Source organism: Blastococcus jejuensis, assembly GCF_039534705.1.
Lineage (GTDB): Bacteria > Actinomycetota > Actinomycetes > Mycobacteriales > Geodermatophilaceae > Blastococcus_B > Blastococcus_B jejuensis.
This window is the reverse complement of sequence record NZ_BAAAVV010000002.1, coordinates 509,320-533,962: the sequence shown is the minus strand read 5'-3', so window position 1 is coordinate 533,962 and position 24,643 is coordinate 509,320. Positions and strand designations below refer to the sequence as shown.

Genomic DNA, 24,643 nt, shown 5'->3' with positions numbered 1-24,643 from the left:
CGGCATGGACCGCATGACCCCGCTGGACGCCGCCTTCCTCCAGGCCGAGGACGAGGAGCCGGGGATCTCCCTGGCCATCGCCTCGATCGCGGTGTTCGAGGGCCCCCCGCCGACGCCGGAGGAGTTCACCACGCTGATCGCCGGCCGGCTGGCGCTCATCCCGCGGTACCGGCAGAAGGCCCGCGAGGTGCCGCTGGACCTCGGCCCACCGGTCTGGGTGGACGACCCCGAGTTCGACCTGGAGTACCACCTGCGCCGGACCGCGCTCCCGGCGCCGGGCGGTGACGAGGAGCTCGCGGCGCTGATGGGCCGGGTCATGTCCACGCGTCTGGACCGCAGCCGCCCGCTGTGGGAGTACTACGTGGTCGAGGGGCTCGCGAACGGCCGGTGGGCGTGGATCTCCAAGGTCCACCACTGCATGGTCGACGGGATCTCCGGGACCGACCTCTACAACGTCGTCCTCGACCCGACGCCCGAGCAGCGACCGCCCGTCGACGACGACTGGCGCGCCGCCCGGGAGCCCTCGAACCTCGGGCTCGCGGCCGCGTCGGCGACCGACCTCGTCCGCCTCCCCCTGGCGCAGGCCCGGGCGCTGGCCGGCCTGGTGCGCGACCCTGCGGCGCTCGCGCGCCGCGCCGGCGCGACGGTGCGCGGCCTCGGCGCCCTCGCCGGCGCGCTGTGGCCGGCCGCCCGGTCGTCGCTGTCGGGACCCATCACGGGGCAGCGTCGCTTCGCCTTCTCGCGGGGCACCGTCGCCGACATCGGCACCGTCCGGGCGGCGCTCGGCGGCACGTTCAACGACGTCGTCCTCGCCGCCGTCACCGCAGGCTTCCGGCGCCTGCTCCAGGAGCGCGGGGAGACCCCGGGCGCGCACGTGGTCCGCACGCTGATCCCGGTGTCTGTGCGGCCGCCGGGCACCGAGAGCGTGCGGGGCAACGAGGTGTCGCTGCTGCTGGGGGACCTGCCGGTGCACCTGGCCGACCCCGTCGAGCGGCTGGCCGCCGTCCGGCGCGAGGTCGAACTGCGCAAGGGCGAGCACGAGGCCGAGGCGGGCGCCACGGTCGTGGAGGCGGCCGGCTACGGCTGGTTCCCCGCGGTGGCCTCCCCCGTGCGCGCCGGCTGGCACCTGCCGCAGCGCACGATCGTCACCGTCACCACCAACGTGCCCGGTCCGCGGGAGCCGCTGTACGCCTTCGGCCGGAAGCTGGAGGAGGTGATCCCGTTCGTGCCGATCGCCTCCCGGCTGCGCACCGGGGTCTCGATCTTCAGCTACTGCGGGCAGGTGACCTTCGGCGTCACCGGCGACTGGTCGGGCGCCGCCGACGTGGCGACCCTGGCGGAGGGAATCCAGGACGGGCTGGCCGAACTCGTCCGCGCGGCCCAGCGCGCGCACGTCTGAGGCCGCGGTTGCCACAGGCGACCGGCGGCCCTGCTCGGCGGAGCCCTTCTCCCCCTGTCCAGCGGGGCGCCGGAGCGCGAGGATCGCGGCATCCGGAGACCCCTGGAGCCGATCATGAGCGCCGCCGACACCATCAGCGAATCCCTCCATCTCGACTTCGAGGTGGCCTGCCGCGACCTCCTGGAGGCCGAGCGGGCGCTGCTGAGGAGGGACGACGCGGCGGGCCGCGCGCGGCTGCGGGCCTGCTGGGACCGCGTCGACGTCGTCCTGGACATGTGGAACGACCTGAGCAGCAGCCGGGCATGACGTCGACGGCGGACCGGGCACGGCAGCAGGAGGCGGTTCTGCCGGCGCTCCTGGGCCCGTCCGCCGACCCGGCCGTGCGCGCGCTGGCGCACCGCGACCTCCTGCACGAGGCCGTCCCCCCTGAGGCCGCACTGGCCAGTCCGGTCGTCCGGGCACTGCTCGACGGCCTCCTGGAACCGGCCTCCACGCGGTCCCCCTACGCCAAGTGGCGCGGCGCCCACTGGCGGCTGGTCTCGTTGGTGGAGCTCGGCCTGCCGCCCGGGCACCCGGTCGGCGTCGCCGCCTGCGACCAGTTGCTCGACCACTGGGCCCAGCCACGCCGGCTGGCCGCCGTGCCGGTCGTCGACGGTCGAGCCCGCCGCTGCGCGTCGCAGGAGGGCAACGCGCTCGCCGTCGCCTGCCGGCTGGGCCTCGCCGGCGACGACCGCGCCGCGGCGCTGGCCGCGCACCTCGCCGGTTGGCAGTGGCCCGACGGCGGCTGGAACTGCGATCCCCGTCCCGTGGCGGAGCACTCGTCGGTCCACGAGACGCTGCCGGCCCTGTGGGGCCTCCACGAGTACGCGGCGGCCACCGGCGACCCCCGGGCGCGCGCGGCGGCCGGTCGCGCGGCGGAGGTGCTGCTGGGTCGTGAGGTGCTGTTCTCCCGTCGCACCGGCCGGCCGATCGACCCCTCGATGGCGGTGCCCCACTACCCGCCGTACTGGCACTACGACCTCCTGCAGGCCCTGCTCGTCCTGCACCGGGCCGGGCACGGTCACGACCCCCGCACCGCCCGGGCGCGGGACCTGCTGCGCGGGCGCCGCCGCGCCGACGGCGGCTGGCGGGCGGCGCGGCGCTGGTGGCATCCCCCGGGGCCGTCGGTCTCCGGCGGTGAGGTCCTGGACTGGGGCACCGTCCCCGACCAGATGGTGACGCTCAACGCGCTGCGGGTCGGGGCCGGCGGGTGAGCGCTCCGCCGGGCGGCCGCGTCGATCGAGGCCTGGTCGCGGAGTTCTTCGCCGGCCATCCGCTCGGCGAGCAGGTCTTCGACCGTGTCTGGCCGGTGCTCGCCACGTGGCCGGACAGCGCGGTGCGGGTGTCGAGGAGCCAGGTGGCGTTCCGGCGCCGCCGCGGGCTGGCCTGGTTGTGGCTCCCGGGCCGGTACCTGGCCCGTCCGACCGCCGAGGTGGTGCTGTCGGTCGCGCTCGGCCGACGCGATCGCTCGCCCCGGTGGAAGGAGGTCGCGCACCCCGCGTCGGCGCACTGGATCCACCACCTGGAGATCCGGCGGGTGGCCGAGGTCGACGACGAGGTCGACGGCTGGCTGCGCGAGGCCGCCGAACGGGCGGGCTGAGCAACCACCCACCCCGCGCCGGCCGCCCCGTCCGCGTCAGCGGCGGAGGACGGCGACCTTGAGCGCCCCGGACCCCTTCGGGTCGTCGAACACCTCGTAGGCCTCGGGCACCTGGTCGAAGCCGAAACGGTGCGTCACCAGCCGGCTGACGTCGATCCGTCCGGCGGCGAGCATGCGCAGCAGCATCGGCGTCGAGGTCGTGTCGACCAGGCCGGTGGTGATGGTGACGTCCTTGATCCACAGCTCCTCGAGGTGCAGCGTCGTCGGCTTCCCGTGGACGCCGACGTTGGCCACGCGGCCGCCGGGGCGGACCAGGGAGACCGCCAGGTCGAAGCTGTCCGGGACGCCGACGGCCTCGATCGTCACGTCGGCGCCGAGCCCGCCGGTCCGCTCGCGCACGGCAGCCGCCACGTCGTCGTCCGGGGAGAGCACGAGGTCGGCCCCGAGGGCCGCGGCTGCGTCCCGTCGGCCCGGCACGGGGTCGACCACGACGGTCGTCAGCGGGCTGTACAGGCCGGCGCTCAGGATCGCGGCCAGTCCGATGGGCCCGGCACCGATGATGACCACGGTGTCGCCGGGGCGGACGGCGCCGTTCAGCGCCCCGACCTCGTAGGACGTGGGCAGGATGTCGGCGAGCATCAACGCCGCCTCGTCCGGCACCTCGGCCGGCAACCGGTGCACCGACCCGTCTGCGAAGGGGATGCGGACCGCCTCGGCCTGGACGCCGTCGATGGTGTGACCGAGCACCCAGCCGCCCCCGCCCTGGCACTGGCCGTAGCGGCCCTCGCGGCAGAACCGGCAGCGTCCGCAGGAGCTGATGCACGACATCAGCACCCGGTCCCCCGGCCGCACCGTGCGCACCCCCGGCCCGACCTCGAGCACGGTGCCGACGGCTTCGTGCCCGAGCACCGTCCCGACGGGGACCTCCGGTACGTCGCCGCGCAGGATGTGCAGGTCGGTGCCACAGATCGTGAAGGCATCCACCTGCACGACGGCGTCCTCCGGATCGGCGACCCGGGGATCGGGGACCTCGTCCCAGGACCGCTTGCCGGGACCGTGGAACACCAGTGCCTTCATCGCTCGCCTCCATGTCGGAAGCCCGAGTCCACCTGCCCCGCGCGCTCCCGGACACCACCCATCGGCCGGGTCGTGCGGGTCCAAGGTCCGTTCCCGCCCCGCGGGCCCGGCGCCACGATCGAGCAGCCGACCAGGGCTGCTGAACGGGAGGGCCGATGACGCGGTGGCTGCTGCGCTACGACGGGTTCGACCCGGCGCAGGAGCAGCTCCGGGAGGCGCTCTGCGCCCTCGGCAACGGGCGCTTCGTCACCCGGGCCGCGGCGCCCGAGTCCCGCGCCGACGGCGTCCACTACCCCGGCACTTACGTCGCCGGCGTGGTGAACCGCCTCGTCGACGAGATCGACGGGCACCGGATCGAGAACGAGAGCATCGTCAACCTGCCCGACTGGCAGTCCCTGACGTTCCGCCTCGACGGCGGCGACTGGCTGGACCTCTCGGCGCTCACCGTCTGCGATTACGTCCAGGAGCTCGACCTGCGGCGCGGCGTGCTCACCCGCCGGTTCGTCGTGGAGGACGGGCAGGGACGCCGGACCAAGGTCGGCCAGCGGCGGCTGGTGTCGATGGCCGCCCCGTGCCTGGCCGCGCTGGACTGCACGATCGAGGCGGTCAACTGGTCCGGCCCGGTCACCGTCCGGTCCGGACTCGACGGCCGGGTGACCAACTGCGGGGTCGCCCGCTACCGCGGGCTCAGCGGCCGGCACCTCCTGCCGGCGGAGACCGGCCTGGGCGACGACGGCGTCCTGACGCTGGTCACCGAGACCAGCCAGTCGAGGATGCGGATCGCCCTGGCCGCCCGGCAGCGGGTGCTGGTCGACGGCGCGCCGGTGGACGTCCCGGCCGCCCGCGTGGACGAGCCCGGCTTCGTCGCGGTCGACCTCACCGTCGATCTCGCTGCGGGCCAGGTGGCGACCGTGCAGAAACTGATCGGCCTGTGCACCTCGCGCGACCGCGGGATCGGCGAGCCCGGGGAGGCGGCCGTCGACGAGATCGCCCGCGCCGGGGACTTCGACACCGTGCTGGCCCGGCACGAGCTGACCTGGAGCTATCTCTGGCGCCGGTGCGACGTCCAGATGGACCCTCAGGGCCGCGCCTCGGTCACGCTGCGGCTGCACGTGTTCCACCTGCTGCAGACGATCTCCCACCACAGCATCGACCTCGACGTCGGCATCCCGGCCCGGGGGCTGCACGGCGAGGCCTACCGCGGGCACGTGTTCTGGGACGAGATGTTCGTGCTGCCGTTCTACAACCTCCGTCTGCCCGAGGTCGCGCGGGCGATGCTGCTGTACCGCTGGCGGCGGTTGCCCCAGGCGCGGGCGGCCGCCCGGGCCATCGGGCGCCGCGGCGCGATGTTCCCCTGGCAGAGCGGGGCCAGCGGCCGGGAGGAGTCGCAGACCCGGCACCTCAACCCGAAGTCCGGGCGCTGGCTGCCGGACAACTCGGCGCGGCAGCGGCACATCGGGCTCGCGGTCGCCTACAACACCTGGCGGTACTACGAGGCCACCGGCGACGTCGGGTTCCTCGCCCAGTACGGGGCCGAGGTCATCCTCGACGTCGCCACCTTCTTCGCCGACCTGGCCACCTACGACCCGGCCGACGACCGCTACGACATCTGCGGGGTCATGGGGCCCGACGAGTACCACGACGCGCTGCCCGGCCGGGAGGAGCCCGGGCTCGACGACAACGCCTACACCAACGTGCTGGCCGCGTGGACGCTCGGCCGGGCCCTGGACTGCCTCGACATCCTGACCGAGCAGCGCCGGCACGAGCTGATGGATCTCCTGGACCTCGGCCAGCTCGACCTGGAGCGCTGGGGGCACGTCAGCCGGAAGCTGCGGCTGTGCTGGCACGGCGACGGCATCCTCAGCCAGTTCCGCGGCTACGAGGACCTCGAGGAGTTCGACTGGGCGGGCTACCGCGACCGGTACGGCGACATCAGCCGGCTCGACCGCATCCTCGAGGCCGAGGGCGACAGCACCAACCGGTACAAGGTCTCCAAGCAGGCCGACGTGCTCATGCTGTTCCAGCTCCTCACGGCCGACGAGCTCTACGCCGTCCTCGACCGGCTCGACTACCGGCACGACCCGGAGTCGATCCCGCGCACGATCGGCTACTACCTCGACCGGACCTGCCACGGGTCGACGCTGTCGAAGGTCGTGCACTCCTGGGTGCTGGCCCGCAGCAACCGGGACAAGGCGTGGGGCTACTTCCTCGACGCGCTCGACAGCGACATCGCCGACGTGCAGGGCGGCACGACCGGCGAGGGCATCCACCTGGGCGCCATGGCCGGCACGATCGACCTGCTGCAGCGGGGGTTCACCGGCCTGGAGACGCGCAAGGACGCGCTGTGGCTCGACCCGTACCTGCCCGACCTCCTGGCGAGCATGCGGTTCCGCATCCGCTACCGGCACCACCCGGAGGTGGAGGTGACGATCAACCACGATCGGCTGACGGTCGGCGGGAGCCGGCAGCGCGCCGCGGTCCTGCCGGTGCGGATCCGGGAGGCCGAGTACCGGCTCGACCCGCGGGGCAGCCTGGAGATCCCCCTGCAGCGCAGGCACGGATAGCACGCTGGCGGGCCCGGTCAGGCGACCTCGATCACGCCCATCATGCCGAGGTCCTCGTGGTCGAGGATGTGGCAGTGGTAGACCGTCCGGCCGGTGTGCCGGTCGAACGCGATCCGGACGGTCACCTCGCCCCGGGCGGGGACGTCGACGACGTCCTGCCACTCCACGCCGTCGACCGGTCTCCCGTCGCGGGCGACCACCTGCATCGGCCAGACGTGCAGGTGCAGGGGGTGGTTCATCGGCGTCGCGTTGGTGATGGTCCACTCCTCCACCGCGCCCGCTGCCACGACCTGGTCGGTGCGCGCCGGGTCGAACGTGCGGCCGTCGATGACGAAGCTCATCCCGCCCATGCCGCCACCCATCCCGCCGCCCATGCCCATCCCGAAGGCGACCCGGCGTGCCCGGTCGGGAGTGGCCGTCCGGAGGTCCCGCGGGCTCGGCTGCGCCGGCAGGGCCGGCAGCTCGAGAACGGGCGATCCGCTGACGTCGAACGTCAGCAGCGTGCCGGCGGCTGCGCCGGTGCCGGGCGCCCCCATGCCGCCCATGCCGGCCATGCCGCCGCGGTCGACGGCGCCGGCCTCGAGGGTGCTCGTCCCTTCCGCCGCCGTCACCAGGAGGTCGGCGCGGTTGCCGGGGGCGAGGACGAACTCCTCGATCTCGCGCGGCGACGCGAACCGGCCCGAGTCGACGCCGAGGAGGTCCAGGCGCTGGCCGTCGAGGCGCAGCCGGAGGTAGCGGGACGTGCAGGCGTTGACGATCCGCCACCGCTCCCGCTCCCCGGGCCGGGCGGTGAGCGCGGGCCGCAGCGCGCCGTCGACCAGCACGAGTTCCCCCTCGCGCCCGGCCATCCGGTCGGCCGCCGACACGCCGGCCACCCGGCCGGCGGCGTCGAGCGTGATGTCGGAGACCACGAGCACCCGCTCGCGGCTGACCGGCAGCGGCTCGGGCTCCTCGACGAGGATCGCGCCGTACAGCCCGCCGAACACCTGGTCGGCGACGGCGTGGTGGACGTGCGGGTGGTACCAGTACACGCCCGGGGGGTGGTCGTCGGGCAGGTGGTACTCGTAGTCGTAGGTCTCGCCGGGGCCGACGGAGACGAAGACGTCGTCCCCGGGCGCGCGCGGCGAGACCACCAGTCCGTGGACGTGCAGGTTGGTGGGCTCGGCGAGCTCGTTGACGAGCCGGACGCGCAGCACGTCACCGGGCCGGAGCCGGAGCGTCGGGCCGGGCAGCCCTCCCGAGTACGCCAGCACGGTCGCCTGCCGGCCGGCGACCGGCACGCTCCCCCGGGCCGCGGTGAGCTCGACCTCGAGCAGGCCGTCCGCGCTGCGCAGCGTGGCGGGCTCCGCGAGCCGCTCTCCCCCGCCGGCGATCGACGCCCCCGGGCCGGAGGTCAGCTGCCACGTGAGGCCGGCGCCGCCGACCAGGACGCTGAGCAGGCCCGCGCCTCCCAGTTGCAGCGCCGCCCGCCGGGAGAGCGGGCGCACTAGCTGCCCTCGTCCAGCGCCTGACGGCGCTCGCGGTACTCGTCGGTGTCGATCTCGCCGCGGGCATACCGCTCGTCGAGCAGGGCTCGGGCCCGCGCTCGGGGATCCTCCCGCGGGGCGGGGCCGGGGGCCCCACCGCCGGCTACACCGCCGGCTCCACCGCCGCTCCCGCCGCCGAGGAGCCGCACGGCCACGACGACGAGCAGTACGACGCCGACGAGGACCAGCGCACCGAAGAGCCAGCCCCAGCCCCCCATGCCCCCGCCGTAGTCCATCACCGCGGAGCGGCTTCCAGCTCGGCGCGGACGGCGTCCATGTCCAGCCCCCGCACGGCCGCGATCACCTGGTCGAGCGCGTCGTCGGGCACCGCGCCGGGCTGCGAGAACACCAGCACGCCGTCGCGGAAGACCATGAGCGTCGGGATGGAGCGGATGCCCGCCGCGGCGGACAGCTCGGGCTGCGCCTCGGTGTCGACCTTGCCGAAGACGACGTCGGGGTGCCGCTCCGACGCGGCCTCGAACACCGGCGCGAACATCCGGCAGGGGCCGCACCAGGCGGCCCAGAAGTCCACGAGGACGATGCCCTCGCCGGTGACGACGTCCTGGAAGTCGTCCTTGGTCAGTGCCCTGGTGCTCATCGCGCTCTCCTCCTCGACAGGCACACCGAGTGTATGCCCCCGGGGGTATCTAATGTCGCCAGGGCGCCGCATGTTCCCGAGCGTGCCCCCGCCCGGAGGCTGGACCGCAGGGCCGTTGGTCCGCACAGGCGGGGACCGGTGGCCCCGGCGCGGGCCCCACCTGGTGTTCGAGGCTCGGGGAAGTCCCCGAGCCGAGGAGCACTCCCATGCCGCACCCGACCGATCAGCTGGACGCTCCGGCGGCCGCTCCCGGCGCTGCAGCCGGCCCCGCACCCGACCTGGTGGCGGACCTGGCGCACCTGGGCGCCGACGACGTGGACCGGGCCGGCGGCAAGGGCGCGAACCTCGGCGAGATGGTGCGCGCGGGGTTCCCGGTGCCCGGCGGCTTCGTGGTGCTCGCCGAGTCCTTCCGGACGGCGATCGCCGCCACCCGGACCGAGGTGGCCGAGCTGAACGACGCAGCCCTGGGCGCGGCGCGGGAGAGGGCGTCCGGGGCCACGGAGGACGTCCTCGCCGTCGCCTGCCGGCGGCTCCAGGACGCCGTCCGGCGGGCCGGGATGCCCGGCACCGTCGCCGCCGACGTGCGGGCGGCGTACGACCTCCTCGGCCCCGACACCCCGGTGGCGGTCCGGTCCTCCGCGGTGGGCGAGGACAGCAGCGACACCTCCTACGCGGGGATGAACGCCACCTTCACCAACGTGCGCGGGGGCGACGCGCTGCTCGCCGCCGTCGTCGAGTGCTGGGCGTCGGCGTTCACCCCCCGCGTGCTGGCCTACCGCGCCGAGCACGGCAAGGACGACCTCCCCGACATCGCCGTCGTCGTGCAGCGCATGGCACCGGCGGAGAAGGCCGGGGTGGCGTTCACCGCCGACCCGGTCAGCGGCCGGCGGGACCGCGTCGTCGTCGAGGCCGCCTGGGGCCAGGGCGAGGTGGTCGTCAGCGGCCGCACCGAACCCGACACCTACGTGCTCGACGCCGACGGTCCCCGGCTGCTCGAGGCGCACCGGGGCGCCCAGACGCAGAAGATCGTCGCCGCACCAGGCGGCGGGGACCGTGTCCTGCCGGTCGACGCGGCGGAGGCCGGCCCGGTGCTCAGCCGGGAGGAGGCCGAGCGGATCGCCGAAATGGTCCTGCGGGTGCAGGCCCACTACGGGACGCCGCAGGACACCGAGTGGGTGCTCACCGACGGCGAGCTCTCCCTGGTCCAGACCCGGCCGATCACGACCCTGTCCGCCGGCCCGTCGGCGACCGAGTCCCCCGCGACCGGCCCGGCGACCGTCCTCCTGAAGGGGCTGGGCGCCTCCCCCGGCCGCGCCACCGGCCGGGTCCGGGTGCTGCACTCCCCCGCCGAGGGCGTCCGGATGCGCGACGGCGAGGTCCTGGTGGCCCCACTGACCAACCCCGACTGGATGCCCGCGGTCCGACGGGCCGCCGCCCTTGTCACCGACACCGGCGGGATCACCTGCCACGCGGCGATCGTCGCCCGGGAGCTCGGCGTCCCGGCCGTCGTCGGCACCCGCAGCGGCACGCGCACCCTGGTCGACGGCGACGAGGTGACCGTCGACGGGGCCACCGGCCAGGTCCTCGCCGGCCACCCGGCGGCGCCGGCGTCCGCGCCGGCGCCGCGTGCGACCGCCGAGGGCGGGGCGCCGGCAGCGACCCCGGAGGTCCTGGGCACGACGCTCTACGTCAACCTCGCCGACCCCGCCCAGGCAGCCGGCGTCGCGGCGATGGCGGTCGACGGGGTCGGCCTGCTGCGGGCCGAGCTGCTGCTGACCCGGGCGCTGTCCGGGCGGCACCCCTCCGCGCTCATCGCGGCCGGGGAGTCCGAGCGGGTGGTGGCCGACCTGGCCGAGGGCATCGGGACGATCGCCGGCGCCTTCCACCCCCGGCCCGTGGTCTACCGCACGGCCGACCTGCGCAGCAACGAGTTCCGCGGGCTGGCCGGCGGCGAGGAGCACGAGCCGGTCGAGGACAACCCGATGATCGGCTACCGCGGCTGCTACCGGTACGTGCACGACCCGTCGTTCTTCCGGCTCGAGCTGGACGCGCTCGCGCGGGTGCGGGAGCAGTTCCCGGGCCTGGCGGTGATGATCCCGTTCGTCCGCACCAAGTGGGAACTCGAGGCCTGCCTCGCGCTGATCGACGACTCCCCGCTGGGCCGCCAGCGCGGGCTGAAGCGGTGGGTGATGGCCGAGGTCCCCTCGGTCGCCCACTGGCTGCCGGAGTACATCGGCCTGGGCGTCGACGGCGTCTCCATCGGCAGCAACGACCTCACCCAGCTCGTGCTGGGCGTCGACCGGGACTCCGCGGACCTCGCCGAGCTGTTCGACGAGGCCGACCCCGCGGTGCTGGCGGTGATCGACTCGGTGATCGGGACGGCGCGGCGCATGGGCATCCCCTCGTCGTTGTGCGGCCAGGCGCCCTCGAACCGGCCGGCCTTCGTCGAGCACCTGGTCCGCGCCGGGATCACCTCGGTGTCGGTGGAGCCCACCGCCGTGCCCGCGACCCGGCGTGCGCTGGCCGCCGCCGAGCGCCGCGTGCTGCTCGAGGCGGCACGGAGGGGCGGCCCCGTTGGCTGATCGCGCAGGGGCCGGCCGGCCGGCCGGAGCAGACACCGCCGGGCGGGGGACCTTCCCCGTCGGGCGGATCGCCGGGGTCCGCGTCGCGGTGCACTGGAGCGTCCTGGCCATCGTCGGCCTCATCGCGTGGGCCCTGTCGGCCGAGGTGCTGCCCGCCGCCGATCCCGGCGAGCCGGCGTGGGTCTACGTGGTCACCGGCGCGTGCACCGCGATCGCTTTCGTGCTGGGCCTGCTGGCGCACGAGGTGTCGCACGCCGTCGTCGCCCGGCACCACGGCGTCGCCGTCGAGGGCATCACGCTGTGGCTGTTCGGCGGCGTGGCCCGCCTGCGCGGCGAGGCCCCGACCGCCCGCGCCGATCTGCGCATCGCCGGCGTCGGGCCGCTGGTCAGCCTGCTCCTCGGCGTGGCCTGCTACCTGGTCGCCGTCGGCGCCGCCGCCCTGGGGCTCTCGGGCCCCCCGCTCGCCGCCCTGGGCTGGCTCGCCGCGATGAACGTCCTGCTGGCCGTCTTCAACGTGCTGCCCGGCGCCCCCCTCGACGGCGGCCGGCTGCTCCGGGCCGCGCTGTGGATGTGGCGCGGCGACCGCGTCTGGGCGGCGGTCACGGCGGCGCGGGCCGGCCGGGTGCTCGGCCTGGTCCTCGTGGCGCTCGGGGTCGCCCAGTTCCTCGCGACCGGCCTGTTCTCCGGCCTCTGGCTGGCCATGATCGGCTGGTTCGTGATGGGTGCCGCCGGCGCGGAGGAGATGCAGGCACAGGTGGGCGGGCTGCTCGCCGACCTCCGCGTGGCCGCGGTCATGACCCCGCGCCCCGACGTCGTCCCGGCCGGCCTGACCGTCGCCGCGTTCGTCGACGAGTACCTGTTCAGCCGCCGGCACAGCTCGTTCCCGGTCGTCGACGATGGGCGGCCCGTCGGGCTGCTGACCCTGGCGCGGGTCAAGGCCGTGCCCGCCGCCGACCGCGCGACCACACCGCTCCGCGACATCGCCTGGCCGCTCGCCGAGATCGCCGTGGCCGCGCCCGACGACCGCGTGCCCGACCTGGTGGCCCGGCTGGGACCGGCCGGCGACGGCCGGGCCCTGGTGCTGGCCGACGGCGAGCTGGTCGGGATCGTCACCCCCACCGACATCAGCCGGGCCGTGCAGCACGCCGCCCTCCGCGGTCCGGACCGCCGGACCGAGCACCCGACGAGCACCGGACCGACCTGAGGAGCACCCCGGATGAGCACCTCCGAGATCACCGTCCAGGACCACCCGGCCCAGCCCGCCGCCGTGGTGCGCACCGAACTCCCCGTCGAGGAGATCCCGGCGTTCCTCGGCGGGGCGTTCGGCGAGGTCATCGGGGCGCTCTCGGCCGGCGGGCTGAGTCCCGCCGGGCCGCCCTTCGCGCGCTACCGCCCCGTCGACGGCGGGTTCGCGGTCGAGGCCGGCTTCCCGAGCTCGGGCGAGGTCGCGCCGTCGGGCCGGGTGGTGGCCACGACGCTGCCCGGCGGCCCGGTCGCCACGACGCTGTACCGCGGGGAGTACGGCGGGGTCGGGGCGGCCTACGACGCCGTCACGGTCTGGATGGGCGAGCACGGCTGGACGCCCACGGGAGCGCCGTGGGAGGCCTACCTCGACGGCCCCGAGGTGCCCGAGCCGCGCACCGTCGTCTCGTTCCCGGTCCAGCGGGCGTGACCGGGCCGCTCAGGTCGCGACCGGCTCCCGCGCGTCGTCGCGGACGATGTTCGGCTCGTCGATCTCCACACCGACCGCCAGCAGCGCCTCCCCGATCTGGTCGGTGAGCCGCCGCAGCGCCTGCTGCGCCTGGTCGCGCTGCCGGCGCAGGTCGTCGACCTGCTCCTGGACGGCGAGCAGCCGACCGGCGGCGACCGCGGCCGCGGCGTCCTGGTCCTGACGCGCCCGCTCGTCGTCCCGCACCCGCTGCTCCGCGGCCTCGGCGGCCAGCCGGTCCCGCTCCTCGGCGGCCGCCCGCAGCAGCTCCTCGGCCTCGCGGCGCGCCCGCTCGAGCACCGTGGCCGCCTCCCGACGGTCGTGCTGGGCCCGTTCCTGCAGCCGGTCGACGGCCCCGATCGCCGCCTCCTTGATCTGCTGGGTCTTCTGCAGTCGCGCCTCGGCCTCGGTCTCGGCGTCGGCGACGATCCGGTCGGCCTCCTCGGCGGCGGCGTCGAGGATGTCGTCGGCCTCCGCGGACGCGAGCTGCAGGATCTCCCGCACCCGCTCGGAGACCGCGGCGAGGTCGAGGTTGTGCGGCGCCGGCGCCGGTGGAGGCGGCGGCTGCCGGCGGTACTCGGCGAGCTCGGCCGCGCACGCGGCGAGCCGGCGGAGCAGCTGGTCGGCAGCGCGCCGGGCCGCGGCGAGCTCGTCCTCGGCCCAGCTCACGTAGTTGTCGACCTGCAGCTGGTCGTAGCCGTGCAGCCGGGGGCGGAAGACCGGCCGGGTGTCCAGGAGCTCGTCGAGGTCGCCGGAGAGGTTCAGCGACCGCAGCGACGACCCGACGTCGTCGTTCCTCTCCTGCTCGGAGCTGCCCGTTCCGACGTCGACTCGCTGGAGCATGCGCGACCACCTCTCCCTGGGAAGCGTGCGGAGGATCCGGACGCTGCCAGACCCGCGGCCCCCGAGGCGACCGGACCCGCGGGGCCGACAGTGCCCCCCGGCGTAGTGCGCCTCCCTGTGCGGGTCCTGTCACCGGGTGTAGGCGCTCGACCCTGGCCCGTGACCGTTCCGTGATGCGAGGCTGTGCCCGGACCGGATCGAGGGGGAACACGGAGGAGGAGCCATGGCCACCAAGCACTGGTCGGACCTGACGCCGGCGCAGCGGGCCGCCGTCGTGGCGCTCGGCGCGGCGCAGTTCACCCTCGCCGTCAGCGCGTGGGTCGACCTCCTGCGCACCCCGGCCGGCCAGGTGAACGGGCGCAAGGACGTGTGGGCGGCGGTGATCGCGGTCAACTGGGTCGGGCCGATCTCCTGGTACCGCTGGGGTCGCCGTTCTCCCTGATCCCGCGGCCGGCCCCGGGAATCGACGGCGGGGGTGCTGCGTTGGGGCGATTAGTTGCACTTTCAACTAGCTAGGATGGTCGTCATGCAGTTCGGGATCTTCACCGTCAGCGACGTCACGCAGGACCCGACGACCGGCCGCACACCCACCGAGGGCGAGCGGATCAAGGCCGTGCAGGCCATCGCGCTGAAGGCCGAGGAGGTCGGCCTCGACGTCTTCGCCCTGGGCGAGCACCACAACCCGCCGTTCTTCTCCTCCTCCCCCACCACCACGCTGGGGTGGATCGCCGCGAAGACGTCGACGATCCAGCTCTCGACGTCCACCACGCTGATCACCACCAACGACCCGGTGAAGATCGCCGAGGACTACGCGATGCTGCAGCACCTGGCCGACGGCCGGGTCGACCTGATGATGGGCCGCGGCAACACCGGGCCGGTCTATCCGTGGTTCGGGCAGGACATCCGCAACGGCATCGAGCTCGCCGTCGAGAACTACGCCCTGCTCCGCCGGCTGTGGCGCGAGGACGTCGTCGACTGGGAGGGCAAGCACCGCACCCCGCTGCAGGGCTTCACCTCGACGCCCCGCCCGCTGGACGGCGTCCCGCCGTTCGTGTGGCACGGCTCGATCCGCAGCCCGCAGATCGCCGAGCAGGCGGCCTACTACGGCGACGGGTTCTTCTCCAACCACATCTTCTGGCCGCCCGAGCACACCCAGCGGATGGTCGAGTTCTACCGGCGTCGGTTCGAGCACTACGGCCACGGCGCCGCCGACCAGGCCATCGTGGGGCTCGGCGGGCAGGTGTTCATGCGCAAGAACAGCCAGGACGCCGTGAACGAGTTCCGCCCCTACTTCGACGTCGCCCCGGTGTACGGCCACGGCCCGTCGCTGGAGGAGTTCTCTTCTCAGACGCCCCTGACCGTGGGCAGCCCGCAGCAGGTCATCGAGGCGACGCTGGGCTTCCGCGACTACGTGGGTGACTACCAGCGGCAGCTGTTCCTGATCGACCACGCCGGGCTGCCGCTGAAGACGGTGCTCGAGCAGCTCGACCTGCTCGGCGAGGAGGTCGTGCCGGTGCTGCGCCGCGAGTTCGCCGCGCTCAAGCCCGCGCACGTGCCCGAGGCGCCCACCCACGCGTCGCTGGTCGCGGCCGCCGGCGGCACGAAGGACGCCACCGTGTACGCGCCCGCCGACGACGTGACGGGCCAGTCCCGCGAGGAGGTGGAGGCCCGATGAGCGCCGGCGCCACCCGCACGCTCGCCGTCGTCAGCGCGGGCCTGTCCAACCCGTCGTCGACCCGGCTGCTGGCCGACCGGCTCACCGCGGCCACCGTCGCGGCGCTGGCCGACCGCGGGATCACCGCGACCGTCGAGATCGTCGAGCTGCGCGAGCACGCCCGCGACCTGGCCGACAACCTGCTGACCGGCTTCGCGAACGAGCCGCTGCGGGCAGCGGTCGACACCGTCGTCGGCGCCGACGCGCTGATCGCCGTCACGCCGATCTTCTCCGCGTCCTACAGCGGGCTGTTCAAGACGTTCTTCGACGTCCTGGACACCGACGCGCTGACCGGCACGCCGGTCCTGCTCGGGGCGACGGCGGGCACGGCCCGCCACTCGCTCGTGCTCGAGCACGCGATGCGGCCGCTGTTCGCCTACCTCCGGGCGGTGACGGTGCCGACGGCGGTGTTCGCGGCGTCGGAGGACTGGGCCGGCGGCGACGGCACGACCGGCGGCCTCGCCGAGCGCATCGTGCGGGCCGCCGGGGAGCTCGCCGACGTGGTCGCCGGCCGCCCGCCCGCCGCCCCGGCCGACCCGTACGAGGGCCCGTTCGGCGGCACGCCGTCCTTCGAGGAGCTGCTCCGCGGCGGTCACTGACCCGCGCGGGTCTCCCAGCGGAAGAACCGGACGGCCACCGCACCGGCGACGACCAGCCAGAGCAGCAGGACACCCAGCGAGGCCCACGCGATCTCGGCCCCGCCGGGGTCCCAGGCGGCCTTGAGCACCCGCTGGACGTGCAGCAGCGGGAAGAACGAGCCCACCGTCCGCATCCACTCCGGCCCGCCGACGACGAACACGTCGGAGAAGAACGACAGCGGCAGCAGGATGACCAGCCCCACCGCCCCGACCGACTTCGCGTTGGGGACGCGCGAGGCCACCGCGAAGCCGCAGGCCGTCATGGTCAGCGCGCCGACCTGGAGGACGACCAGCCCGACCAGCAGCCCGGCCGCGGTGACCGTCACGTCGTAGAAGGCCACCCCCACGGCCAGCACCGCCGCGGCGATGACCACCGTGAGCGCGAGCCCGGCCAGCGTGCGACCGGCCAGGTACTGCCAGGTCTGCAGGGGCGTGCCGCGCAGCCGCTTGAGCACACCGCGGTCGCGGGCCACCATCACCGCCTCCGGCAGGTTCAGGAACACCGCCACGCCGGCGCCGTAGGCGACCATGCTCGCCGCGTAGAAGACCGGGAAGGGCACGCCGCTCACGTCGCCGGCGTCCTGCCCCTGGGTGGCCAGGATCAGCGCGTACAGGCCGACCGGCATCACGAGGGCGAAGAAGATCGAGCCGGGGTCGCGCCAGGCCGCGCGGAGGGCGAACCGGGCCTGGGCGAGCACCATCGCCGCCGCCGACGGGGGGCGCCGCGTCTGCGCGCGCGGGGCCGCCACCGGTGTGGGCGCCGGCGGGGGTGGCACCGCCGGCGCAGGACCGCCCCCGCCCCGCAGCCCGGCGTCCCAGCGGAAGAACCGGACGGCGACCAGCGCGGCGGCCACGGCCCAGGCCGCGACGACGGCGAGCTTGCCCCAGTCCCAGCCCGCCCCGGGATGGAACGGGTTGAACTGGCTCTGCAGCAGCTCGTTGAACGGCTTGAGCGGGAAGACGTCGCCGATGGTCGACAACCATGCGGGCACCGACCCCCCGAAGCTGAACAGGCCGGAGACGAAGGTCAGCCCTACGGCGGTGCCGATCGAGGCCCCCTGGGCGAAGGACTGGGAGGGGGCCAGCGCGGCGACGGCCAGCCCGAGCGCGGCGAAGCAGGCGATCCCGACCACCAGGGTGACCACGGTGGCCAGCAGGGTGCGCCAGACGATCTGGACGCCGAAACCGAGCACGCCGACCGCGAGGCTGGCCGCCACCGAGCCCAGCGCGAAGACCAGCGCACCCCCGATGCGCCCCGCCAGGTAGGTCCAGGCCGGCAGCGGCGTGCCGCGCAGCCGCTTGAGGATGCCGAGCTCGCGGGCCTCGGCCAGCGAGATCGCCACCGTCGGGTACGCCGCGTAGAGCACCCCCATGGAGAGCGCGACGGGCGTCACGAACTGCATCACGCGCACGCCGCTGGCCGAGTCGATCGTCTCGTTGCCCGCGATCGCCCCCACGACCAGCAGCCACACCAGGGGCAGCACGAACGTGAAGATCAGCACGACCCGCACCCGCCAGAGCCCCACCACCGAGTAGCGCAGCTGCGCCAGCAGGAGCGACCCGGCGCCCGGGCGGTGCGCGACCGGAGCCGTCGTCCCGGCTCGGGTCACGGGGCGCTCCGGACCGGTTCGTCGATGCCCTCCGCCGCGGTCTGGTCCCCGACCAGGGCCAGGTAGACGTCCTCCAGCGAGGGCCGGCGCACCGAGAGGGCCGGGACGTCGACACCGCGCTCGAGGGCCCACCCGGTCAGCGTGTGCAGCGCGGCGGTGGGGTGGGCGGTGGTCAGCTCCCACTCCAGGCCCTGGGCGACCGGGCGCCCGTCGAGCGGGGGCAGGTCGGCGACGTCGACCCCCGCGGGCAACCGGAAGCTCACGACCGCCTCGTGCTGCCCGGCGCCGAGCTCGGCCGGGGTGCCCAGCGCGACCAGCCGGCCGCGGACCACGACCCCCACCCGGTCGGCCAGGTGCTCGGCCTCGTCCATGTAGTGCGTCGTGAGCAGGATCGTCTTCCCGAGCGCCTTCAGGCCGTCGACGAGCTCCCACGCCCGCCGGCGCGCGGAGGGGTCGAACCCGGTGGTCGGCTCGTCGAGGAACAGCAGGTCGGGGTCCCCCACCAGGCCCAGCGCCAGGTCCAGCCGCCGCCGCTGGCCGCCCGAGAGGGTCTTCACCCGCGCGTCCCGCTTGTCGGCCAGCCCCACCTGGTCGATGACCGCGTCGGCGTCGAGGCTGCGGGGGTAGAGCCCGCGGTAGAGCCCGACCAGCTCGGCGACGGTGAAATCCTCGTCGAAGCCGGCGTCCTGCAGCACGATGCCGATCCGCTCCCGGAAGTCGCGCCCGCCGTGCTCGGGGTCGAAGCCGAGGACCCGCACCTCGCCGCCTGACCGGTGCCGGTGACCCTCCAGGATCTCCACGGTCGTGGTCTTGCCGGCGCCGTTGGGGCCGACCAGCGCGAAGACCTCGCCCTCCTCGATGGTGAAGGACAGCCCGTCGACCGCGGTCAGCTCCCCGTACTGCTTGCGCAGCCCTTCGACTTCGACGGCGGCCATGAACACGCTCCTGTACGCAGGCGACGGGGGGACGCAGGCCAGCTTCGCGGGCCCGTGGCCACTCCACCAGGGGTCGCGGGGCCCTGCCGCGGCGGGCCGAACAGCCCGAGGGTTTCAGAACGCCCTGGATCAGAGCGCCCCGTCGAGGAAGCTCGTGACCCGCTCCTCCCACTCGTCGGGCTCGGCGGACAGGGCGTGCGTGTGCGTGGCGCCGTCGACCGTCCAGACCTGGACCCGCTGCGGCGCCGCGTCGCGGAGCACCTCGGCGGCGCGCTCCTCGTCGGGCACCGTGCCGGCGGTGATCAGCAGGAACGGGGCCCCCGAGTCGGTGACGGCCTCGCGCAGCGACCGCGGCGGGGAGCCCGCCGTGAGCAGGTCCACGACGGCGTAGCTGAGCCGGTCCAGGACCCGCTGCACGGCGCCGCTCACCCCGCCGGGGAGCCAGGTGTCCTTGTCCGCGGCGGTGCGCCCGGTCGCCCCCTCGGCGACGACGGCCCGGATGCGCGGGTCGGCGGCGGCCGCACCGATCGCCTCCTCACCGCCCATCGACAGGCCGAGCACCCCGATCCGGTCGGGGTCGACGTCGTCGCGGCCCTCGAGGAAGTCCACCGCTGCCCCGACGTCGGCGTCCCCGTGCCAGCCGAGATCCATGCCCCGGCCGTCGCTGTCCCCGTGCCCGCGGGCGTCGACCAGGAGCACGCCGTACCCGTGCGCCGCCAGCACGTCGGCCTGCGGCACCGTGGCCGCGCGCGTCTCCCCCGCCCCGTGCAGGAGCACCACGGCGGCGCCGTTCTCCGACGCGACCCACCAGGCCGAGAGCCGCACGTCGTCGGCGGTGGTGAACTCGACCTCCTCGGCGTCCAGGCCACGCGCCGCCGGCGTGCTCCCCGCCGGGTGCGCGGTCGGCGGGACGACGGTCACCGCCACCGGGACGGCGACGACGTACAGGCCGACGAGCGCGAGGAGCGCGGCCGGCAGCAGCCACAGCCGGCGCAGCCCGTGCACCCGCTGCCAGAACCCGGCGACCGCCGCGCCCAGCAGCAGGACGCCCGTGACCAGCAGGGCCAGCCCGACGACGGTCGGCACGGACAGCCCGACCTTCTGCGCGTGCCGGATGCCGACTCCCACGCCGACCCCGGTGGCGAGCACGCCGAGGACCGCGACGGCCAGGCCCGTGGCCGCCCGGCGCGGAGCGGGCACCCTCACCGCAGGCCGGCCGGGCGGTGGTCGTACCCCAGCCGGCCGCGCGTGAGGAGGACGAGCACGGCGGCAGCGGCGAGCAGTCCGCCCAGGATGACCAGGTCGACGGTCAGGTTGTCGTCGACGAGCAGCAGGTGCTCCAGCGACGGCGTGAACGCGGCGTGCAGCAGCACGCACAGGAGGATGCTGCCGGTGCGGTTCCAGAGCCAGGTGTAGAAGACCACGAAGAGCATCGGACCGACGAAGCCGATCCCGTAGAGGGGCAGGTGCCAGAGCCCCCACACCACCCCGAGCAGCGCCGTCGCGGCCAGCGGCGAGTGCCGCTCCTGGAACCGGTCGAGGGCGAACCCGCGCCAGCCCGGCTCCTCCTGCCCGCCCCCGATCAGGCCGACGACGACGAACGTGCCGAGGAACGACAGCGCCGCGTCGCCGGCCCGGTCGAGGTGGACCGACTCGCCCAGTGCGGCCAGCACGAGGTTCAGCGAGCCGAAGAGGAGGACCGGGAGGCCGATCGCGTAGGCGTAGAAGCGCAGCGGGACCCGGACGCGCCAGAGCGAGCGGAACCAGCCGCGCACCGAGCCCCCGGTCCACCGGATCACCAGCGCCGCCGCCAGCGCGGGACCGAACGCACCCGCCACGAGCAACGCGTAGCCCGGGGCGCCCCCGACGCCGAGCACGCCCGGCAACCACAGCGTCCACGAGATCGCGTACGCGAGGACGACGAACGCCAGGAGCGGCCGGCGCCCGGCCCACCGCGCCATGGCCGAGCCGGACCTCACCGGTGCCAGATCAGTACCCATCGGGCGAGTCGACCAGCCGGCGGATGCGCCGCGGAGGGGCGGACGTCCGCGTTCCGCAGGTCGGAGGCCCCGCCGCCGTCCGCCCCGTGCAGGTGATCTTCCGCGCCGGGCCGGGACGCCGCCCCAGGCCCGACCTAGACTCCCCCGCCGTGCCCGTCTCGACGATCGCCCGCCGCGTGCAGGACCACACGCGCGCCCGCGGCGTGCTGCCCGTGCTCGCCGACTGCGCCTCCTGGGGCCTGCGGTGGGCGGCCGGGCGGCCGGGTGCCGGCCGCCCTTCGCCCGCCACGTTCACCCACGAGGGCGTCGAGCGGCCCTACTTCCGGCACCCCTACCACTACACGTGGCTCAACGAGCGGGCCGTCGAGGTCCCGCTGGCCGAGACCGTGCTCGACGAGGTGGTGCTGGCGGGGCACGACCCGGCGCGGGTGCTCGAGGTGGGCAACGTGCTCGGTCACTACCGCCCGGTGACGCACACCGTCGTCGACAAGTACGAGCAGGCCCCGGGCGTGCGCAACGTCGACGTCGTCGATCTCGACCCCGCCACCACCGGCCCGTTCGACCTGGTGCTGGCGCTGAGCACCCTCGAGCACGTCGGCTTCGACGAGGAGCCGAAGGACCCGGGCAAGCCGGCCGCTGCGGTGGCCGTGCTGACCTCGCTGCTGGCGCCCGGCGGCCGGCTGTTCTGCACCTTCCCGGTCGGCTACAACCCGGCGCTGGACGAGGCGCTGCGCACCGACCGCCTCGGCTTCACCCGGCGCACGGCGCTGCGCCGGACCGGCCGCGACAACCGCTGGGAGCAGGTGCCGCTCGACGACGTGTGGGGCGTGGCCTACGACTGGCTGCTCTACACCGCGCACGCGGTCGTCGTCGCCGAGCTGCAGCGCTGACCCTCTCGGCGCCGACCGGTCAGCGGTAGGCGGAGGTGCCGCGGAGCCGGGCCCGCACCGCGTGGTACAGCGGGGCGAGGACGACGCCGTCGCGCGCCAGCCGGCTGCGCAGCTCGCGCCGGTGCCGGACCACGCCGACCAGCCCGAGCGCCCAGAACACGTACTGCACCGCGAACGCGGCCTTGAACGCGCCGAGGTCGTAGGCGGTCGAGGAGCCGGGCGTGAGGACGTCGAGGACGGCGCCGATCGCGAGGATGGTCAGCAGCGAGGCGAGGAACCCGCCCACGTTGACCACACCGCTGGCGCTGCCCATGCGCTCGGCCGGGTTCCACGTGCGCGCGAAGTCGAACCCGATCATCGAGCCCGGGCCGTTGGTGCCCAGGACGACGACCAGTCCGACCAGCACCGGCAGCGGCGCCCGCCCCGGCCACGCCAGCACGACGGTCCAGGCCACGGCGGTCGCGGCCAGGATCGTGAAGACCAGCGTCGAGCGCCGCAGCGGCCACCGCGCGCACAACCGGCCCAGCAGCGGCCCCACCGCCATGCCGACCACGACGAGCAGGGTGAGCAGCCCCGCCGCCGTCCCCGGGGCCAGCCCCTGGCCGACGACCAGGAACGGGTAGCCCCACAGCAGCGCGAACACCGTGCCGGAGAACTGGGTGACCAGGTGCGTGTAGAGACCGATGCGCGTGCCCGGCTCGCGCCAGGTGTCGACCAGGCGCCGGCGCACCTCGGCGAGGTCCGCGGCCGGTGGTGGGGCGGTGCCGCGGGGCGCGTCCCGCAGGGCCACCGCCACCAGCACGACGACGAGCACGCCGACGCCGGCCGCGCCGAGGAACGTCGTCCGCCACGAGGTCGCGTGCAGCAGCGTCACGAGCGGGTACGCGGCGGCGATCGACCCCACCTGGCCGAAGAGCCCGGTGAGCTGGGTGATCAGCGGGACCGCGGGGCCGGGGAACCAGAACGAGATGACCCGCAGCACGCTGATGAAGGTCATGGCGTCGCCGGCACCGACGAGGACGCGCGCGGCGATCGCGGTGGGGACGTCGGTGGCCAGGGCGAGCATCAGCTGCCCGGCGGCCATCGTGAGCGCCCCGGCGAGGATCATCCGGCGGGAGCCCAGCCGGTCGACCGCGACCCCGACCGGCACCTGCAGCGCGGCGTAGACGGCGAGCTGGAGCACGAGGAACAGCGAGATCGCCGACGCCCCCGCGGAGAACCGGTCCTGCGCCTCGACCGCCGCGACCCCCAGCGAGGCGCGGTGGAACACCGCCACCCCGTAGGCGAACAACGCGACGCCCCACACGGCGTAGGCGCGGCCCGAGGGGCGGACGCCGGACTCTCGGCTCCCGGACCGCTCGCTCCCCCGCTGCCTCACACGGAGGACGACACCGCAGCGGCGCCCGGGCTTCCCTCCGCGGCCGTGAGTTCTCTCACCGAGGGCGGTCGGGCGGCTACAGTCGCCGCTGATGCAGAACCTGGTCGACCCCGCCGCCGATCCAGCCGTGGACGACGGACCCCGTCGCGGCCGGATCCTCTGGGCGCTCGCCGGGTGCATGGCCGAGAAGGGCTACCAGGCCACCACGATCGCCGACATCGCCCGCGCCGCCCGGGTGTCGAAGACCGTCGTCTACACGCACTTCCGCGACAAGGAGCACTGCCTCCTCGAGCTGTACTCGCGCGCCACCGACCGCGTCCTGGAGACGGTGCACGCGGCCCAGGCCGACGCCGCGGAGCTGCCGTGGCGGGACCGGCTGCGGGTGGTGATCACCGCCTACCTGGACACCCTGGCCGGGGGGCCGGCCGTCGCGTGGGCGGCCCTCGTCGAGGTGCAGGCAGCCGGTCGCTCGGCGCTGACGCTGCGGCGCGAGGTCATCGACCGCTACGTCGACCTGCTCACCGAGGTCGCCGCCGAGCTCGCCCGGCAGTACCCGGACGAGGTGCGGCCGATCTCGCGGGACCTGGTCCTCGCGGCCGTCGGCGGCATCAACGAGCTGATGCTGGCCCGGGTGGAGCGCGGCGAGGCCGAGCGGCTGCCGGAGGACGCCGGCGTCGCCGCGGACGTGCTGATCGGGTTGCTCGAACGGCGCTGAGGGATCAGCCGGTGGCGCGGACGACGTAGCGCCGCGCCGCCCAGTGCGTCTCCGGCTCGTCCACGGCCACGCTGTCGAGCACCTCGCCGCCCGCGGCGGTGACGATCTCGCGCACCCGGTCCTCGGGCAGCGCCGTCATGCGCATCGGCGCCGGGTAGTGCAGCACCGTCCGCTGCGCCCAGCAGACCAGCCAGGACGGCGCGAAGCGCCAGATCATCCCGCGCACGCTCCACAGCGGCCGCGTCGTGCAGTGCAGGAGAGCCACCCCGCCGGGCCGGAGCACGCGCACGAACTCGGCGAGGTAGGTCTCGAGCACCGGCCGCGGCAGGTGCTGGAGCACCCGCTCGGTGTAGACGAGGTCGAAGCTGCCGTCGGGGAACGCACGCAGGTCGGGGTCGGCCGAGAGTCGGAAGGAGCACCGCCCCTCGCTGCGGTCGAGGCTGCGCGCGGTGTCGAGCATCGGGGCCGAGACGTCCAGGCCGATCACCTCGTCGGCGTGCTGCGCGAGGGCCTGGCTGAGCCGGCCCGCCCCGCAGCCGAAGTCGAGCGCGCGGTCCCAGGTGGTCGGCAGGCCCAACCGGGCCAGGTGCTCCCGGGAGCGCTCGACGTCGCGCCGTCCGAGGGCGAGGAACTCCTCGGCGTCCCAGCGACCGCCGCGCTTGTCCTCCTCGACCAGGACCGCCCACAGCGGGTCCGCGGCGCCCAGCCGCGTCCAGTCCTGTCGCACCTGCTCGAAGCTCGTCCGGTCGGAACCCATGTGCCGCGCAACACCCCTCACCTGTTCGAGGGCGGACGCTACCGGCCGGTAACCGGCGCATCTAGGCTCC

At 75.0% G+C, this 24,643-nt stretch carries 24 protein-coding genes; 13 read left to right on the top strand and 11 right to left on the bottom strand.

Features of this window, described 5'->3' with window-relative positions; all coding sequences use genetic code 11:
- Positions 1–4 precede the first annotated feature (4 nt).
- The 4 genes from ABD644_RS06250 to ABD644_RS06235 all read left to right on the top strand — a co-directional run bounded on the left by ABD644_RS06250 (position 5) and on the right by ABD644_RS06235 (position 3,038).
- A complete protein-coding gene (locus tag ABD644_RS06250) occupies positions 5–1,399 on the top strand; it encodes a WS/DGAT/MGAT family O-acyltransferase (protein ID WP_344687803.1) in 1,395 nt (464 codons plus the stop codon).
- Positions 1,400–1,513: 114 nt separating this feature from the next.
- Positions 1,514–1,705 (top strand): hypothetical protein, encoded by a 192-nt coding sequence (locus tag ABD644_RS06245; RefSeq protein ID WP_344687802.1) that lies wholly within the window; start codon positions 1,514–1,516, stop codon positions 1,703–1,705.
- Positions 1,702–2,652, top strand: coding sequence for a hypothetical protein (locus ABD644_RS06240; RefSeq protein WP_344687801.1), 951 nt, complete (start codon positions 1,702–1,704; stop codon positions 2,650–2,652). The genes ABD644_RS06245 and ABD644_RS06240 overlap by 4 nt, the downstream gene beginning before the upstream one ends.
- Positions 2,649–3,038: a DUF5655 domain-containing protein gene (locus ABD644_RS06235; RefSeq protein ID WP_344687800.1), complete on the top strand. Its 390-nt coding sequence runs from the start codon at positions 2,649–2,651 to the stop codon at positions 3,036–3,038. The genes ABD644_RS06240 and ABD644_RS06235 overlap by 4 nt, the downstream gene beginning before the upstream one ends.
- Positions 3,039–3,074: 36 nt before the next feature.
- Here the strand turns inward: ABD644_RS06235 and ABD644_RS06230 are convergent, their stop codons facing one another.
- Positions 3,075–4,115, bottom strand: coding sequence for an alcohol dehydrogenase catalytic domain-containing protein (locus ABD644_RS06230; protein ID WP_344687799.1), 1,041 nt, complete (start codon positions 4,113–4,115; stop codon positions 3,075–3,077).
- Between the two features lie 155 nt (positions 4,116–4,270).
- Here ABD644_RS06230 and ABD644_RS06225 point away from each other — a divergent pair, with 155 nt between their 5' ends.
- Positions 4,271–6,679 carry a glycoside hydrolase family 65 protein gene (locus tag ABD644_RS06225; RefSeq protein WP_344687798.1) on the top strand — a complete coding sequence of 803 codons (2,409 nt, stop codon included), beginning with the start codon at positions 4,271–4,273 and terminating at the stop codon, positions 6,677–6,679.
- Between the two features lie 17 nt (positions 6,680–6,696).
- On the opposite strand, the gene ABD644_RS06220 is transcribed toward ABD644_RS06225, so the two are convergent.
- The 3 genes from ABD644_RS06220 to trxA are packed head-to-tail and all read right to left on the bottom strand — an operon-like array spanning position 6,697 to position 8,803.
- On the bottom strand, positions 6,697–8,166 hold the full coding sequence (locus ABD644_RS06220; protein ID WP_344687797.1) for a multicopper oxidase family protein: 1,470 nt from the start codon (positions 8,164–8,166) through the stop codon (positions 6,697–6,699).
- Positions 8,166–8,423, bottom strand: coding sequence for an SHOCT domain-containing protein (locus ABD644_RS06215; RefSeq protein WP_344687796.1), 258 nt, complete (start codon positions 8,421–8,423; stop codon positions 8,166–8,168). Before ABD644_RS06215 ends, ABD644_RS06220 begins: the two co-directional genes overlap by 1 nt.
- A gap of 17 nt (positions 8,424–8,440) precedes the next feature.
- Positions 8,441–8,803, bottom strand: coding sequence for a thioredoxin (gene trxA / locus ABD644_RS06210; RefSeq protein ID WP_344687795.1), 363 nt, complete (start codon positions 8,801–8,803; stop codon positions 8,441–8,443).
- A gap of 206 nt (positions 8,804–9,009) precedes the next feature.
- On the opposite strand from trxA, the gene ppsA reads away from it, so the two are divergent.
- From ppsA to ABD644_RS06195, 3 genes are read left to right on the top strand one after another with little or no spacing between them, the layout of a single operon-like run.
- Positions 9,010–11,385, top strand: coding sequence for a phosphoenolpyruvate synthase (gene ppsA, locus ABD644_RS06205; protein WP_344687794.1), 2,376 nt, complete (start codon positions 9,010–9,012; stop codon positions 11,383–11,385).
- Positions 11,378–12,589 (top strand): site-2 protease family protein, encoded by a 1,212-nt coding sequence (locus ABD644_RS06200; protein WP_344687793.1) that lies wholly within the window; start codon positions 11,378–11,380, stop codon positions 12,587–12,589. Before ppsA ends, ABD644_RS06200 begins: the two co-directional genes overlap by 8 nt.
- Before the next feature lie 12 nt (positions 12,590–12,601).
- Positions 12,602–13,057 (top strand): GyrI-like domain-containing protein, encoded by a 456-nt coding sequence (locus ABD644_RS06195; protein WP_344687792.1) that lies wholly within the window; start codon positions 12,602–12,604, stop codon positions 13,055–13,057.
- A 9-nt stretch (positions 13,058–13,066) separates the two neighbouring features.
- Here ABD644_RS06195 and ABD644_RS06190 read toward each other — a convergent pair whose 3' ends face one another.
- The gene (locus ABD644_RS06190; RefSeq protein WP_344687791.1) at positions 13,067–13,936 is read right to left on the bottom strand and encodes a coiled-coil domain-containing protein; all 870 of its coding nucleotides are present in this window, start codon (positions 13,934–13,936) and stop codon (positions 13,067–13,069) included.
- A 223-nt stretch (positions 13,937–14,159) separates the two neighbouring features.
- Between ABD644_RS06190 and ABD644_RS06185 the strand changes: the two genes are divergently transcribed.
- From ABD644_RS06185 to ABD644_RS06175, 3 genes are all read left to right on the top strand, one after another.
- On the top strand, positions 14,160–14,378 hold the full coding sequence (locus tag ABD644_RS06185; protein ID WP_344687790.1) for a PLDc N-terminal domain-containing protein: 219 nt from the start codon (positions 14,160–14,162) through the stop codon (positions 14,376–14,378).
- Positions 14,379–14,462: 84 nt separating this feature from the next.
- Positions 14,463–15,611 carry an LLM class flavin-dependent oxidoreductase gene (locus ABD644_RS06180; protein WP_344687789.1) on the top strand — a complete coding sequence of 383 codons (1,149 nt, stop codon included), beginning with the start codon at positions 14,463–14,465 and terminating at the stop codon, positions 15,609–15,611.
- Positions 15,608–16,249, top strand: coding sequence for an FMN reductase (locus tag ABD644_RS06175; RefSeq protein ID WP_344687788.1), 642 nt, complete (start codon positions 15,608–15,610; stop codon positions 16,247–16,249). Before ABD644_RS06180 ends, ABD644_RS06175 begins: the two co-directional genes overlap by 4 nt.
- Here the strand turns inward: ABD644_RS06175 and ABD644_RS06170 are convergent.
- The 4 genes from ABD644_RS06170 to ABD644_RS06155 all read right to left on the bottom strand — a co-directional run bounded on the left by ABD644_RS06170 (position 16,243) and on the right by ABD644_RS06155 (position 20,812).
- On the bottom strand, positions 16,243–17,898 hold the full coding sequence (locus ABD644_RS06170) for an ABC transporter permease (protein WP_344687787.1): 1,656 nt from the start codon (positions 17,896–17,898) through the stop codon (positions 16,243–16,245). The two genes, ABD644_RS06175 and ABD644_RS06170, sit on opposite strands and share 7 nt — an antisense overlap.
- Positions 17,895–18,833, bottom strand: a complete 939-nt coding sequence (locus tag ABD644_RS06165; protein ID WP_344687785.1) for an ABC transporter ATP-binding protein — start codon at positions 18,831–18,833, stop codon at positions 17,895–17,897. Before ABD644_RS06165 ends, ABD644_RS06170 begins: the two co-directional genes overlap by 4 nt.
- Before the next feature lie 129 nt (positions 18,834–18,962).
- Complete coding sequence (locus ABD644_RS06160; RefSeq protein WP_344687784.1) at positions 18,963–20,033, bottom strand: alpha/beta hydrolase; 1,071 nt, start codon at positions 20,031–20,033, stop codon at positions 18,963–18,965.
- A gap of 2 nt (positions 20,034–20,035) precedes the next feature.
- Positions 20,036–20,812: a CPBP family intramembrane glutamic endopeptidase gene (locus tag ABD644_RS06155; RefSeq protein WP_344687783.1), complete on the bottom strand. Its 777-nt coding sequence runs from the start codon at positions 20,810–20,812 to the stop codon at positions 20,036–20,038.
- Positions 20,813–20,982: 170 nt separating this feature from the next.
- Between ABD644_RS06155 and ABD644_RS06150 the strand changes: the two genes are divergently transcribed.
- Positions 20,983–21,723: a class I SAM-dependent methyltransferase gene (locus tag ABD644_RS06150; RefSeq protein WP_344687782.1), complete on the top strand. Its 741-nt coding sequence runs from the start codon at positions 20,983–20,985 to the stop codon at positions 21,721–21,723.
- A 19-nt stretch (positions 21,724–21,742) separates the two neighbouring features.
- Here the strand turns inward: ABD644_RS06150 and ABD644_RS06145 are convergent, their stop codons facing one another.
- Complete coding sequence (locus tag ABD644_RS06145; protein WP_344687781.1) at positions 21,743–23,101, bottom strand: MFS transporter; 1,359 nt, start codon at positions 23,099–23,101, stop codon at positions 21,743–21,745.
- A gap of 91 nt (positions 23,102–23,192) precedes the next feature.
- On the opposite strand from ABD644_RS06145, the gene ABD644_RS06140 reads away from it, so the two are divergent.
- Positions 23,193–23,816, top strand: coding sequence for a TetR/AcrR family transcriptional regulator (locus tag ABD644_RS06140; protein ID WP_344687780.1), 624 nt, complete (start codon positions 23,193–23,195; stop codon positions 23,814–23,816).
- Positions 23,817–23,820: 4 nt separating this feature from the next.
- Here the strand turns inward: ABD644_RS06140 and ABD644_RS06135 are convergent, their stop codons facing one another.
- Positions 23,821–24,573 carry a class I SAM-dependent methyltransferase gene (locus tag ABD644_RS06135; protein WP_344687779.1) on the bottom strand — a complete coding sequence of 251 codons (753 nt, stop codon included), beginning with the start codon at positions 24,571–24,573 and terminating at the stop codon, positions 23,821–23,823.
- Positions 24,574–24,643: the final 70 nt, after the last annotated feature.